This is a genomic window from Paenibacillus sp. CFBP13512 (assembly GCF_005233705.1).
GTDB classification, from domain to species: domain Bacteria; phylum Bacillota; class Bacilli; order Paenibacillales; family Paenibacillaceae; genus Saccharibacillus; species Saccharibacillus nuruki.
In genome coordinates this window covers 304,905-319,128 of the sequence record NZ_QGAD01000001.1, presented here as the reverse complement: position 1 = coordinate 319,128, position 14,224 = coordinate 304,905, and the positions used below count along the sequence as shown (strand labels likewise).

Annotated in this window: 9 protein-coding genes and 1 other annotated feature; of the genes, 7 read left to right on the top strand and 2 right to left on the bottom strand. The window is 40.1% G+C overall.

All coding sequences use genetic code 11. The features are described from left to right. Window positions 1-16 precede the first annotated feature (16 nt). The 3 genes from PaeCFBP13512_RS01450 (at window position 17) to ptsP (ending at window position 4,347) form a co-directional block, all read left to right on the top strand. Window positions 17-448 (top strand): CoA-binding protein, encoded by a 432-nt coding sequence (locus PaeCFBP13512_RS01450; protein WP_137220721.1) that lies wholly within the window; start codon window positions 17-19, stop codon window positions 446-448. A 264-nt stretch (window positions 449-712) separates the two neighbouring features. Next, window positions 713-2,587: a glucose PTS transporter subunit IIA gene (locus PaeCFBP13512_RS01445; protein ID WP_069329011.1), complete on the top strand. Its 1,875-nt coding sequence runs from the start codon at window positions 713-715 to the stop codon at window positions 2,585-2,587. A 2-nt stretch (window positions 2,588-2,589) separates the two neighbouring features. Beyond that, window positions 2,590-4,347 (top strand): phosphoenolpyruvate--protein phosphotransferase, encoded by a 1,758-nt coding sequence (gene ptsP / locus PaeCFBP13512_RS01440; protein ID WP_069329012.1) that lies wholly within the window; start codon window positions 2,590-2,592, stop codon window positions 4,345-4,347. Window positions 4,348-4,478: 131 nt separating this feature from the next. Here the strand turns inward: ptsP and PaeCFBP13512_RS01435 are convergent, their stop codons facing one another. Next, window positions 4,479-5,006 carry a type 1 glutamine amidotransferase domain-containing protein gene (locus PaeCFBP13512_RS01435; RefSeq protein WP_069329013.1) on the bottom strand — a complete coding sequence of 176 codons (528 nt, stop codon included), beginning with the start codon at window positions 5,004-5,006 and terminating at the stop codon, window positions 4,479-4,481. 300 nt (window positions 5,007-5,306) lie between these two features. Here PaeCFBP13512_RS01435 and ytxJ point away from each other — a divergent pair, with 300 nt between their 5' ends. Then, a complete protein-coding gene (gene ytxJ, locus PaeCFBP13512_RS01430) occupies window positions 5,307-5,648 on the top strand; it encodes a bacillithiol system redox-active protein YtxJ (protein WP_069329014.1) in 342 nt (113 codons plus the stop codon). A 114-nt stretch (window positions 5,649-5,762) separates the two neighbouring features. After that, a complete protein-coding gene (ccpA, locus tag PaeCFBP13512_RS01425; RefSeq protein WP_069329015.1) occupies window positions 5,763-6,770 on the top strand; it encodes a catabolite control protein A in 1,008 nt (335 codons plus the stop codon). A 200-nt stretch (window positions 6,771-6,970) separates the two neighbouring features. On the opposite strand, the gene PaeCFBP13512_RS01420 is transcribed toward ccpA, so the two are convergent. Next, the gene (locus PaeCFBP13512_RS01420; protein ID WP_137220720.1) at window positions 6,971-10,120 is read right to left on the bottom strand and encodes a transglycosylase domain-containing protein; all 3,150 of its coding nucleotides are present in this window, start codon (window positions 10,118-10,120) and stop codon (window positions 6,971-6,973) included. Between the two features lie 173 nt (window positions 10,121-10,293). Then, window positions 10,294-10,561, top strand: a binding site (T-box leader). A gap of 93 nt (window positions 10,562-10,654) precedes the next feature. On the opposite strand from PaeCFBP13512_RS01420, the gene tyrS reads away from it, so the two are divergent. Both tyrS and PaeCFBP13512_RS01410 read left to right on the top strand, forming a co-directional pair. Continuing rightward, window positions 10,655-11,908: a tyrosine--tRNA ligase gene (tyrS, locus tag PaeCFBP13512_RS01415; protein ID WP_137220719.1), complete on the top strand. Its 1,254-nt coding sequence runs from the start codon at window positions 10,655-10,657 to the stop codon at window positions 11,906-11,908. 216 nt (window positions 11,909-12,124) lie between these two features. Next, the gene (locus PaeCFBP13512_RS01410; protein WP_137220718.1) at window positions 12,125-14,182 is read left to right on the top strand and encodes a methyl-accepting chemotaxis protein; all 2,058 of its coding nucleotides are present in this window, start codon (window positions 12,125-12,127) and stop codon (window positions 14,180-14,182) included. Window positions 14,183-14,224: the final 42 nt, after the last annotated feature.

Here is a 14,224-nt window from a genome sequence, read left to right as displayed (position 1 = left end):
AAGGAGGAAGATGAAGATGGCTTTTACTAATCCTTCACGAGAAGAAATTAAAACGATTTTGGAAAACGTAGGCAATATCGCAGTGGTTGGATTATCTGACAAAATGGATCGTACATCGTATATGGTATCCGCAGCGATGCAAAATCGAGGCTATCGTATTATTCCTGTTAATCCACAAGCAGCAGGGCAGAAGATTCTAGGCGAAACCTGCTATGCGAGCCTTAAAGATGTGCCTGAACCGATTGATATGGTCAATGTATTCCGCCGTAGTGAGTATTGCGCAGACATCGCTAGAGAAGCGGTAGAGGTCAATGCTCAGACGATCTGGTTACAATTAGGTGTAGTGAATAACGAAGCCGCACAAATAGCAGAAGAACAGGGTATCCAGATGATTATGGATCGCTGTATCAAAGTAGAAGAAGCGATTGTACGTCCTATACGAGCTTAATCAATTATAGATAAGTGTCTTGAAATATACGATAAAAATGAAGCACTCCATCAAAATATAGAAAAGCCGGTTGATCCAATCTCAGGCTTTTCTATATTTTTTTGTCTTTTCGATATCTTTTGCATAATAGATATAGAATAGATGAACAATTAGGTGTATGTTATATATAAAAATGAGGAAATCATGGCATTCCTATCATATGGAGACGCTTTGACAAAACATGGCCTACAGCGTACCATCAGGTATAGGAAGGGGGAGGGCGCGTTGAATTGGCTAGGTTCCCTGCAACAGTTCGGAAGAGCAATTATGCTTCCTACCATGGTACTTCCGGCAGCGGCTATTTTGCTCAGTGTAGGAGGCCTTCCATGGGGAGCATGGGGCTTACCTGTCGTTTCTGAGGTAGCTACGATAGCAGGTCAAAGTATTTTTCATTATTTACCGTTTATTTTTGCGATAGGTGTTGCCTTAGGACTGGCTAATCAAGCCGGAACCGCAGGACTTGCCGCTTTTGCCGGAATGGCATTATATGATCAGGTGACCAAGCATTTTAGCAGTGATTTGATACAGCCTTCCACATTGATTGGAATCATGATGGGTATCATAGCCGGGGCAGTGTACAGGCGATTCAAAAATGTACGTCTTCCCGAAGCGATCCAGTTTTTTGGCGGATCGCGTTTTGTTTTGCTGTTTATGGGGTTATTTTCTTCTGTATTTGCTTATGGCATGTTATGGTTCGCCCCGATATTACAACATCTTTTAAATGGACTTACCTGGGGATTGTCTACGATGGGCGGGTTCGGGTTATTTTTATATGGAGCGTTATACCGTATTCTTTCCGCTTTTGGATTACATCACTTATTAAATAATATTGTCTGGTTCCAAATTGGGTCTTATGAGACGCATGGAGATATTGTTCAGGGTGATTTGCCACGGTTTTTCAGTGGGGATCCGACAGCAGGTATCTATATGGCAGGCTTATATCCTGTGATGATGTTTGCATTACCAGCGACAGCTCTTGCTATTATTCAAGAAGCACGTGAAGATTTGAAGCCCAAAGTGCGTAAAACATTTATGCGGGCGGCGCTCGTTTGTTTTTTGACAGGGGTATCCGAGCAGATTGAGTTTGCTTTTTTATTTGCTTCGCCATGGTTATTCGGTATTCACATTGTGTTATCTGGACTAGCGATGTGGATCACCTATGCATTAGACATTCATCATGGTTTCTCCTATTCAGCAGGAGCGATCGACTATGTGCTGAATTATCATTTGTCTAGCAATGCATGGATGTTGATTCCGATTGGAATAGCCTATGGACTGGCATATTACTTTATTTTCCGCTTTGCGATTCGGCGATTCAGGATTCCAACACCTGGTCGTGAAGAAGCTTCTACATTAGGCGATTGGGTGGGTAATATACCTTATCAGACCCCGCTTATCTTGCAAGCATTAGGTGGCAAAGAAAATATTGTCAGAGTGGAAGCTTGTATTACAAGATTGCGATTAACGGTAGTCAATGACCGTGCGATAGATAGTCGTGCGCTGAAGTCGTTAGGTTCAGCCGGACTGATCAAATTAGGTGGCGGTAATGTACAAATCGTATTCGGCACGTATTCTGAATTGATTCGTGAAGAGATTCGGAAGTTGATGGATCGCGATCTGACACATGTTCAATTTTGCGCACCTGTACAAGGTAAAATGATTGCTTTATCTGAAGTGCCTGATCAGATTTTCGCAGGGAAATTAGTCGGTGAAGGTGTAGCCTTTTTACCTGAAAGTGGTGAATTGGTATCACCAGTAGCCGGAACGATTATGCATTTGTATCCTACAATGCATGCGATAGGTATTGGCACAACCGAAGGTGTTGAAATATTGCTTCATATCGGTATTGATACCTCTCAGCAAAAAGGCTGTTTTGAAGCGGTTGTTGCTGCTGGAGATGTTGTCGAAGCCGGACAGTTATTGATCAAATTTGATTTGGAAACATTGCAAAAAAACGCACCGTCACTTGCGACTCCGATGGTTATTACTAACCCTGATCGTGTCAGATCATGGAGTTATGCTCCATTTAAAAATGTGAAAAAAGGACAAGGGGCTGTAATGTCGGTAGTATTGCATGATAAGAGCGGTGGGGGGGACTAAACATGATCAAAGGAATTGCAGCTGCTGGTGGAGTAGCGATAGGAAAAGCATTTGTATTACCAACTTGGGAATGGGATGTGCCGGATCAGTGTCTAGATCCAACAGACCTTGCGCAAGAATTTGAGCGTTTATATGAAGGGATTCGTACATCCAAAACGGAAATAGAGCTGATGAAAAATGAATTCGAGGAAATCGCAGGCCCCGAAGAATCAAGCATTTTCGATGCTCATTTAGCTATTTTGGAAGATCCTGAATTTATGAATGAGATTCGCGGTATTATTGAACGTCAATACAAAGCGGCAGAAGTGGCTGTACAAGAAGCGATTAACCATTTTGTAACGATGTTTGATTTACTGGATGATGAATATATGAAAGAACGTGCTGCTGATATCAAAGATGTAGGTAACCGCCTACTCAAACATCTACTAGGTGCGCCTGAAGTGACGTTACCTACAGATACACAACCTTATATTCTGGTAGCTAAAGAATTGTCACCTTCGCAATTGGTGCATTTGAATCCACATAATGTACTCGGTATTGCTACCATTCTAGGTGGAAAAACATCTCATTCGGCTATTATGGCAAGAGCGATCGGGATTCCGCTTGTCTCTGGATTGGAAAGTCAATTAGATCCACCAATTCAGACCGGTGAAATGATTATTGTCGATGGAGATAATGGTAAAATCATTGTTCATCCTGATCCAAAAACAATCGAACACTATAAGCTAATTAGAACCGCTCAGGATCGTCGTAAACGGCAGTTAGAGATGTTGTCTACGGTAGATTCAGTTACTAGAGATGGCGTTCCTATGCGTCTCTCAGCGAATATCAGCTCGATTAAAGAACTGGATATTGCTTTGAAAAACGGAGCCAAAGGTGTGGGATTATTCCGCACTGAATTTATGTATATGGATCGCACTTCTTTTCCAAGTGAACGTGAGCAATTCGAAGTGTATCGGTTAGTTGCTGAAAAAGCCAAAGGGCAAGCAGTCGTTATTCGCACACTCGATATTGGTGGAGATAAAGAACTGGATTATTTCCCATTACCTGAAGAAGAAAATCCTTTCCTCGGTTATCGAGCGATTCGAATCTGTCTGGAACATACGGACTTGTTCAAAACGCAATTACTGGCGATATTACGTGCAAGTGCTTATGGTGCAGTCAAAATTATGTATCCGATGATTTCTTCGGTAGAAGAAGTACAACAAGCGAATGTAATTCTTCGTGAAGCAATGGATGAATTGGATCAACGTGGAATGCCATATAACCGTGATATTCAAGTCGGTATTATGATCGAAATTCCTGCGGCTGTTGCTATTGCTGATCTGCTGGCTGAAGAATGTGACTTTTTCAGTATCGGTACCAATGATCTAGTTCAGTATGTACTGGCTGTTGACCGTATGAATGAACATATTGCCCATATGTATAATCCGTATCATCCTGCTGTGCTACGAATGCTTCGGAGTACGATTCAAGCTGCTCATGCAGAAGGTATACCTGTAAGTGTATGCGGAGAAATGGCTGGAGATGAACGTTCGATTCCATTTTGGTTACAGATGGGTGTCGATCATCTAAGCATGTCACCTCAATCGTTATTGCGGGTCAAACAGAGCATATTGAATACCGATTCCAAGCAAGCTTCTCATCAAGCATTGTCATGGATGAAATTAAAAACATCGCAAGCGATCGAAGAAGGCATTCAACACTATATGAATACATTAACAGATTCGGATGCTTCATTTGCTTCTTCAACTTCCTAAATAAGTACCATATCAAATGATACAAAAAGAAGCAGACCATGTAGTTTAAGGTCTGCTTCTTTTTTGTATATCACTTTAGAGTGTATGGTTTATTCCAATTTAATATGCTTGTTCCAAAAGAGAATTTGTAGTTACACTTTTGCTGCTAGAGCATCACAAAATGCTTTACCGTACGGAGGAAGATCTGGCGGACGACGAGCTGAGATAATATGACCATCGACAACAACAGCTTCATCTTTCCAAGTAGCACCGGCATTTTCCATATCATCACGAATACCTGGTGTAGAAGTAACTGTCACTCCTTGCAGAATACCTGCGGAGATTAGTACCCAACCTGCATGACAGATTTGACCGATTGGCTTGCGAGCTTCATGCATTTCTCGTACCAATTCTAATACTTTAGGATAACGGCGTAATTTATCTGGCGCCCATCCTCCGGGAACAAGAATGCCATCATAATCTGCACTGTCTAATTCGTCAAAGCTATATTCTGCTTCAGCAGGAACTCCATATTTACCCATATACTTTTTACCACGATCTGCACCTGCTAGATGAACTTCAGCACCTTCTTCACGTACACGGTATACAGGAACCCATAGTTCCAAATCTTCAAATTCCTCATCGACCAAAGCAATCACTTTTTTACCTGCTAATCTCATATTCTCATTCCTTTCAGAATTATATTGATTAATGATCATCATACCGATAGCTCAACTGCGTTTATTCGGGTTCATTGTATCAAAATAATGAACATGGATCAAAAGAGGTCAAATGAAAAGCAATGGTATAACTATGAAAAGAAAGTGATTATGAAAATTACATTTCATTAAATTCAGCTAAAAAAACGTTAACAATGACAAAAAAATGGATTTTTACACTGTTATTTGTTAAGATACTTATGATAGTTATTCATGAAAACGTTCTTACATTAATTAATAGCAAAAGGGGATGTGTGCATAATGGCAAGTGTAACTCAGATGACTACAACCGATCAGTTACAAGAAGCATTGAATCATACAACACAAAAACCACTGCTTGTTTTTAAACATAGTACTCGTTGTCCGATTAGCGCTGGCGCTTATAATGAATTTAAATCGTATTTGGAAAGTAATCCAAGCGAAGATGTTGATTATGGTTTGGTCTATGTAGTGGAGAATCGCGATGTATCTAACGCTGTAGCAGAAAGTCTGCAATTGAAGCACGAATCACCTCAAGTGATTTTGGTTAAAAATGGCGAGCCGATCTGGAACACCTCTCATTCTAAGATTACAGTCAGTTCGCTACGTGAAGCGCTATCTTAAGCGATAACCAATGATTGCAAGTCATAGTATTTTAGCGTATCATGAATCTAAATGAAAAATGAAGCAAATTCTTGAAAACATGAAGAAAATTTATTGGTAATGGAGAGAAGGACCGTGACAGTAACCATTTACGATGTGGCACGTGAAGCTGGAGTATCTATGGCTACAGTATCTCGTGTAGTGAATAATAATCCCAACGTGAAGCCGCAAACGCGCAAAAAAGTTTATGAAGCGATCGAGCGTCTGGGTTATCGCCCTAACGCAGTAGCACGTGGACTTGCTAGTAAGAAAACAACAACAGTAGGCGTTGTTATCCCGGATATCTCAAATTCTATATTTGCAGAAATTGCACGCGGGATAGAAGATATCGCAAATATGTATCATTACAATATTATTCTTTGTAATGCAGATAAGAAAAAAGAAAAAGAAATTCGTGTAGTGAACACATTGCTAGAGAAGCAAGTAGATGGTCTGTTATTTATGGGCGGAACCGTTACAGAAGATCATTTGCAAGCATTCCAATCTTCAGCTGTACCTATCGTTTTGTGTGCCACTCGTGATGAGAATGGATTGATTCCATCTGTAGATATCGATCATGAAGCAGCTGCTTTTGATGCTGTGAATACATTGATTCGTCATGGACATCGTGAAATTGCAATGATCAGTGGTACATTGCAAGATCCTGCAAATGGATATTCTCGTTTCCAAGGATACAAAAAAGCATTAGAAGCAGCAAATATTGAATACAAAGAAGACTGGGTACGTATCGGTAATTATCGTTACGAATCTGGCGTAGAAGCTATGAAATATTTTATCGGTCTGAAAAAGCGCCCAACGGCTATTTTTGCAGCAACAGATGAAATGGCGATTGGTGCGATTCACAGCATTCAAGATGAAGGCTTGAAAGTACCAGACGATTTCTCTATTATTTCTGTAGATAATATTCGTCTAGCTTCGATGGTACGTCCACAGTTAACGACTGTAGCTCAACCGATGTATGATCTAGGTGCTGTAGCTATGCGTTTGTTAACGAAGTTGATGAAAAAAGAAAACGTAGAGAACACTCGTGTTATTTTGCCACACGAAACCATCCTACGCTTGTCTGTCAATCAATTAAACTAATATTGAATATCCGCAATAATCAAAAGCATCTTTTCCTTTAAGGAGAAGATGCTTTTTTTGTTATATCTTTAGACTATACCTACCCAACGGAACTAACTTGATAGATATTAATGGTTGATTACAATTTTTAATAAAAGAAAAACAGCGAGTACCGATAAATATTAAATCGGTACTCGCTGTTCAATCAATCTATTTTTAGTTTATTTCCCTTTATACTGAACAGGTGATGATGGAGAAGAAGAACCACTTTCATTAACAGCTACTACATAAAACCAACCATCAATTTTGCGACTGGAATTATATTGGAACTTGGTATCCGGTGTTGATCCAGCTAGATTATACGGACCCCCACTTGTTTTGCTAAAGTATACTTTGTAATTAGTGGCAGTCTGCGATGGAGCGCCCCAAGAGATCACGACTGCACTTTTACCTGCGCCTTTAGCGCTAAGTGAAGACGGAGCCGAAGGCGCTGCTTTTGCTTTAGCAGGAGCCGCTTCTTCGGTAGTTGTAGCAGGCTCAGTCGATTCGCCTTCTGCTGGTGGCGTTGTGCCATCCGTTGCAGGTTCTTCAGTCGTTCCATCTGGTAATAAGGTGCCTTCATCTGGCTCTTCTACCGGTACTGGTGCTGCACTGTAATCTGCCGTATTACTTGGACTCGATTCATGTCCGCCGACATCAACGGCTGTTACATAGAAAGAGAAGTTACCATTTGCAGATACAAATGAATTAAATTGACTACTACCTAGCTGTGCAGACTTCTGATATTGATAAGAACCATCACCGGATGAACGGTACAGACGGTAACCTACCACATCTCCTGAACCACCTGAGTTAAAGGTAATTCGTGCATCGCTACCACTGGTCGATAAGCGCACATTAGTTGGTGGATTTGGTGACCCACCATCATCTTGCCTTGGATCGATCCGTGTTGGAGCATCTGCACCTGCATCTTCAGGAAGATAACGCCATAGCGCATATTTAGGACCTGACATATTAGCTAGAGCATGTTGCAGATCTTTGATTAATTCTGAAATAGGCATTTCCCGTTTAACAACTGTACGTTGATTGACCATATCATCTGGTGTGCTATCTTGAGGAATATAATTTACGCCATTGTACGTAATATATTTCGCATAAGCTACACCATCATCAAAGTCTTTAGGTACATATTTAGCATTGAAAATATCGGTCACTAGATTACCGGATTGTCGTGTAGCCGATGTTGGTAATTTACCACTAAATCCAGACACTGTCTGTGTGACAATACCATCTGGCTTTTTAAAAGCATCGGTTTTGAACAACTCGGGATCACTATCAGTAACTTTGTTCATAATCGTTGCCCATAAGGTACGAGCACGCTTTTTACCATCCTCGGACAAGGTATTTACAGGCTCACGATAACCTGCCCATACACCAAGTGTAATATCCGGTGTGAAGCCCATAAACCAGACATCAGCATAGTTCTGAGTAGAACCGGTTTTACCGACAATCGGTATTTTTCCGTATTTATTAAATAAGGTCTGCATCGTTCTCCCTGTACCACGAGAATCTGTGATAACACTGCGAAGCATATCGGTCATAAGATAAGCGGTTTGCTTCGAAAAGACTCGTTGTGGATCAGCTTTGTGTTTGTAAACGATTTTGTTATACGGATCAACAATTTTATCGATCATATAAGCATCATTAAATATCCCTTGATTCGGAATGGAGCCATAGGCATTGGTTAATTCTTCTACAGTCACTCCATATTTAAGACCGCCCAGTACTCCGGTTTGAGCAGAGTAATCGGTATCTTGAATCGTAGTGATACCTAACTTTTTGGAAAATGCCCAAGCTTTATCAATACCTACTTTTTGATTAAATAATTTAAGGGCAGGTATATTGAGCGATTCATCTAATGCAGTCCGAGCAGTGACTAGACCTTGATAGCGTCCGTTCGCATTTGCAGGGATATGATAGCCTTTACCGCCGTCTTTCAAAATAATTGGTGCATCATCCAGAATACTTGCCGGTTGCACCAGACCTGCGTCTAGAGCAGGCAGATAAGCAGCGATCGGTTTCATTGTAGAACCCGGTTGCCGTGTCATCTGAGTAGCATAGTTCATCTGTTCTTCCTGGAAGCTACGACCTTCAATCATACCAAGAATAGCACCTGTCTTATGATTAATCATCATAGCCGCAGTTTGCTCTTTGCCTTTGGTATTACTATCTGGTGAGAAATTACTACTATCTTCAGCGACTTCATGCATCGTGTTATAGACTGTTTTGTTAATCGTTGTATAGACACGATAACCACCAGTTAACAATTTCTGACGTGCATCTTCAAACAGTTGATTTCGTTCTTCAGAAGATAGAGTGGACATATCCAAATCTGGATTTTCCATTTTTACAATCGTTTGCGCGCCTTGTCGTTCAATTTCCATCATTAAGTAAGGATATTGAGAATACGCTTTGGCTGTTGGTTTGGCAAGTGAACTTTTGAGATCGAAGTTAATCGCTTCATTATATTCACTGGCTGTAATTTTACCTAGTTCTTTCATCCGTTCAAGAACCAGTTGTTGTCTGCCGACTGCACGTTTAAATCCTTTTTCATTGAATTTACCGCTACTATCAAAAGCAGAGTAAGCGGTTGGCAATTGAGGTAGACCTGCAATATAAGCGGCTTCCGCGATATTGATTTTACTGAGATCGTTTACAGCAAAAATACCTTTAGCTGCTGCTTTGATCCCAAAAATATTGTATCCGCTTGAACCTTTACCAAAAGGCATTTTGTTCAAATAAGCAGTCAAAATTTCATTTTTGGTCATAAAGCGCTCGATCCGAAGAGAAAGCAACATTTCTTTAATTTTGCGATCATCTGTTTTGTCCAAGTTCAAAAAGACCCGTCTCGACAATTGCTGTGTAAGTGTACTACCTCCGGTTTGGACGGATTCATTCAGTACACGCTGTTTGACAGCACGCAGCGTACCATTCATGTCAACACCTTTATGTTCATAAAAATGATTATCTTCTATGGAAATAATGGCGTCGATGACAGGTTGAGGAATCTGTTCATAAGTCACCAATCGACGATCTTCTTCTGTACGAAGTTGTCCGATCGGGGAACCGTCATTAAAATAAGCAAAACCGGTCACTGCATTTTCGTTGATTTTTTTGACTATTTCTTCACGCGAACGCACCGGTTCGTCTTTTACAATCGAAGAAACGTAGCCCATCAAAATACCTCCACCAAACAGGCAAATGGCAAACCCAGCAATAACTACCCATTTCAAAATAGTGAGTAATTTGCGGAATCTAGCATGCTTGCTAGTGGACTTATTTGTTGGACGCTTGTCCTTCTTTTCAGCCATGTAACTTCCCCCTTTTACCAGCCACTATTATATCATAAAAATTACGCTATAATCAGTTTCTTATGACCGATAAAAGCAGGATGGGCACAAAGTCGGATGTGAACAAGCATTGACTTGTTTGTAAAAGGTATGTTATAAAAGTGATACGTTGAAGAAATCTACAATTACATAACACAAAGACGAAGAAAGACACCCAGTAGAAGTGGAGATTACCGTTCTCAGAGAACCGATGGTTGGTGCAAATCGGCAAGCGGACTTCCTTTGAATTACAGGTCTGGAGTCGTTTGATATTAGTAGTTCTATTGATAATATCAAGCCGGAATGAAGATTCCGTTATATACAATGAAGTGAGAAGCTGAATATATCTTATGATTTTATCAATATAGGTATAGGATCAGTCTTCTAATTAGGGTGGTAACGCGAGGCCTGCTCGTCCCTTTATGGGGATGGGTAGGTCTTTTTTGATGCGCATTTTCAAGCAGGCACTCTAGCGGAAGTGATCCGTATACTATCGAATAAGGGAGCAAATGAATAATGAAATGGGAAGAATTAACGTCAGCGCAACAAGCAGAAGTCGAAAAGCAATTAAGTGTGATTCAGCGAGGAACAGCAGAGATTATTCCTGAAGATGCATTACGTCAGAAAGTGATCAAGTCTGTAGCAACAGGCAAGCCATTAACAGTCAAATTAGGTCTAGATCCATCTGCACCGGATATTCATATCGGTCATACTGTTGTTTTGCAGAAATTACGTCAATTTCAAGAATTGGGACATCATGTTCAATTAATTATCGGTGACTTTACAGGACGTATTGGTGATCCTACAGGGAAGTCAGAGACACGTAAGCAATTAACAGAAGAACAGGTTAAACACAATGCAGAGACATACAAAGAACAGATCACCAAAATCCTTGATCCAAGTAAAATGAAAGTATACTTTAACTCGGAATGGCTAAGTCCGATGAATTTTGCCGATGTGGTAAATTTGGCAGCCAAAGTTACAGTAGCCCGTATGCTAGAGCGTGATGATTTTACGAAGCGTTACCAGGGCGGTCAGCCGATCAGTATTCACGAATTTTTCTACCCACTAATGCAAGGGATGGATTCGGTAGCTCTTGAAAGTGATATTGAAATTGGGGGTACCGATCAGAAGTTTAACTTATTGATGGGACGTACACTGCAAAAAGAATATGGTAAAGCTACTCAAGTTGCGATTACTTTACCTATTATCGAAGGTCTAGATGGTGTTCAAAAAATGAGTAAAAGTCTGGGGAACTACATTGGCATTGATGAAGAGCCGAACGAAATCTTTGGTAAATCAATGAGTGTACCGGATGAATTGATGCTTAAGTACTATGAGTTAACAACAGATATTTCGAATGAAGATTTGGCTACACTCAAAGCAGGGCTTGCAGATGGTTCTGTACATCCACGTGATGCCAAAATGAATCTGGCACAAAATTATGTACGTATGTTCCATAATGAAGAAGCAGGAGTAGCTGCAAAAAATCACTTTGTAACTGTATTCCAGCAACGTGCATTACCTGATGATATTCAAGAAGTAGTATTGGACGAGAGTGTACTAGAAAATGGACAAATCGGGCTGATCAAACTGGTAATGACGCTTGGATTTGCAACATCTACGAGTGAGGCTAGACGCAGTATTCAACAAGGTGCACTCAAAATCAACGAACAAAAGCATGATGATGTAAATGCAAGTATTGAACTAGCTGATGGTGATATTGTTCAAGTAGGTAAACGTAAATTTGCTAAAATCAAAAAAGCTTAATCCAGCTTAATTCAAAAACAAAAACCTTTATGATCGCTTCGGTGATGATAAAGGTTTTTTTGTTGTACTTGTTTATAGATTTTTGAGCATATACTCCTTATTTTATCTATTGTTCGTTCAATATCTCAAAATGAAACTGTTAACTTTATGTATCAATTTGTCGATATAAGTAGAATGTGGATTTTATTATAGATATAGAGAGGATAGGTAATTACATTGCGTAGATTTAAGTTTAAAAGCATCCAAGCTCGCACACTGTTAACGCTACTCCCGATTGTTATTATTGCTCTTGTGCTCATTAGTGCGCTATCGTATCAATTTGCCAAACAAAAACTCAATACCGAAATCAACACTAATGCTGCAACAACATTAACAGGCTTGAACGAAAATTTAAACAGTCAGTTAAAACAGAATTCGATGATTGTATCATCACTCGCCGCCGCTACTGGAGAGTTAGGGAATACAATTAGCGTTCCCGATTATTTCAAGCTAGCAGAACGCTGGCAAATGTTAAGTTCATTTACGTATGGAACTGGTATTTTCTTTGCTGAGAATGCGTATGAACAAGGCGTAAAGTATCGTTCGATATATGCGGTACGAGATGGAGACAAAATTAATACCACTACAGAATATGATGATCCAGCTTATGATTATTTAACACAGCCTTACTATACAGGTACACTGAACAATTTTGATAAGATTTATTATACAGAACCTTTTACCGATTCTGTGAGCAAAATGAAGATGATCACAGCAGGGAAAACGATTCGTAATAATGATGGGCAAGTATTAGGAATAGTAGCCGCCGATGTGAGTATGAATAATATTAAAGATTATATTAACAATCTCAAAATAGGCACAGCAGGTCGTGCGTTCTTAATCAGTAGTAAAGGTGAAGTACTTGCAAGTGGAAGAAAAGAGATTGTAGAAGATACCCCGTTACAAGATGAAAAAATAGATGGTATTCAAACCGTAGCTAATTTGATGAACAAAAATCAAACAGGCAATACCGTATTAAATATTCAAGGAGAGTTGAATACGATTTTCTATGCAACTGTTGCAGAGACAGGTTGGAAAATCGCTGTTATTTTACCGGATTCTGAAATTAAACAGCCAACTCAAGAATTGTTACATATTCTACTGATTGTAGGAGCCATAGGTATTATTGTAATTAGTGCTGCTATTTTGTGGAATAATATAGGACTGATTCGTGAAACACGTAAAGTAGTAGACGTAAGTCGTAAAATGGCTGTAGGCGATTATTCTGAACGCTTGTCTAATCAACGAGCCGATGAATTTGGACAAATGGCTACCGAATTTAATAAAGTATTGGAATCGACAAGTGGGATCATGGCGCATCTTAATCAACAATCCACTATGGTTCAAAATGCCGCAGCTCAGATTGCTCAAGATTCAGCTATGGCGGCAACCGATGCAGGGCATAATGTAAAAGAATTGCATGAGATGGAAAATGGAGCCGACTTGCAGTTGAAAGCAGCAGATGAAAGTACAGTCGCAATGGAAGAAATGGCTATTGGCGTACAACGGATCGCTGAATCGGTACAAGAAGTATCGGAAGCTACAGTTGTGATTGAACAGAAAGCTGAACAAGGGAATAATCGTCTGAACAAAGCAGTAGAGCAGATTGATAGAGCCAAAGAAGTAATGGATGAAGCAGGACGTATGGCAGCTTCGCTTAATGAACGCTCTCAACAAATCAGCAGTATTATTGATATGATTCAATCGATTAACAAGCAGACTACATTGCTGGCGTTAAATGCTTCTATTGAAGCGGCGCGAGCAGGAGAAGCAGGTCGAGGGTTCGCTGTAGTAGCCTCAGAGATCAGTAATTTAGCTAATAATGTTGGAGACTCTGCCAAGTTGATTACAGAGCAGATCGTTTCTATGCAAGCAGAGACGTCTGCGGTAGTCAGTGGGATGAAAGACGGATCTTTACAAGTCACAGAAGGAATTACGATGCTCGAAGATACGAAGCAGATGTTTGCTTCGATCAGTGAGGATATCGAAAGTGTAGCGGGTGAGATTCAAGAAGTATCTTCTGCATCCGAGCAGATGTCAGCTGGAGCAGAAGAAGTTACTGCTTCTCTCAATAATCTAGCTGATATTGCTAAATCTTCAGCAGTACGAGCAGCCAGTGCAACAGAACGTTCTACACAACAATCGCAATCGTTACAGAAACTTGAAGCTTCTGCGCAATCATTAGATGCAGTCTCGGATTCTTTAAACGAACTGATTTCTAAGTTCCGCACTTAATAACATTTAATAGGTTGAGATCATATAATAAAAGAAATACAA

Bases quoted from the DNA above. Each gene is read 5' to 3' on its own strand.
- PaeCFBP13512_RS01435 (WP_069329013.1), bottom strand. From the start codon at position 5,006: ATGAGATTAGCAGGTAAAAAAGTGATTGCTTTGGTCGATGAGGAATTT.
- ptsP (WP_069329012.1), top strand. From the start codon at position 2,590: ATGATCAAAGGAATTGCAGCTGCTGGTGGAGTAGCGATAGGAAAAGCA.
- tyrS (WP_137220719.1), top strand. From the start codon at position 10,655: ATGAAATGGGAAGAATTAACGTCAGCGCAACAAGCAGAAGTCGAAAAG.
- PaeCFBP13512_RS01420 (WP_137220720.1), bottom strand. From the start codon at position 10,120: ATGGCTGAAAAGAAGGACAAGCGTCCAACAAATAAGTCCACTAGCAAG.
- PaeCFBP13512_RS01450 (WP_137220721.1), top strand. From the start codon at position 17: ATGGCTTTTACTAATCCTTCACGAGAAGAAATTAAAACGATTTTGGAA.
- ytxJ (WP_069329014.1), top strand. From the start codon at position 5,307: ATGGCAAGTGTAACTCAGATGACTACAACCGATCAGTTACAAGAAGCA.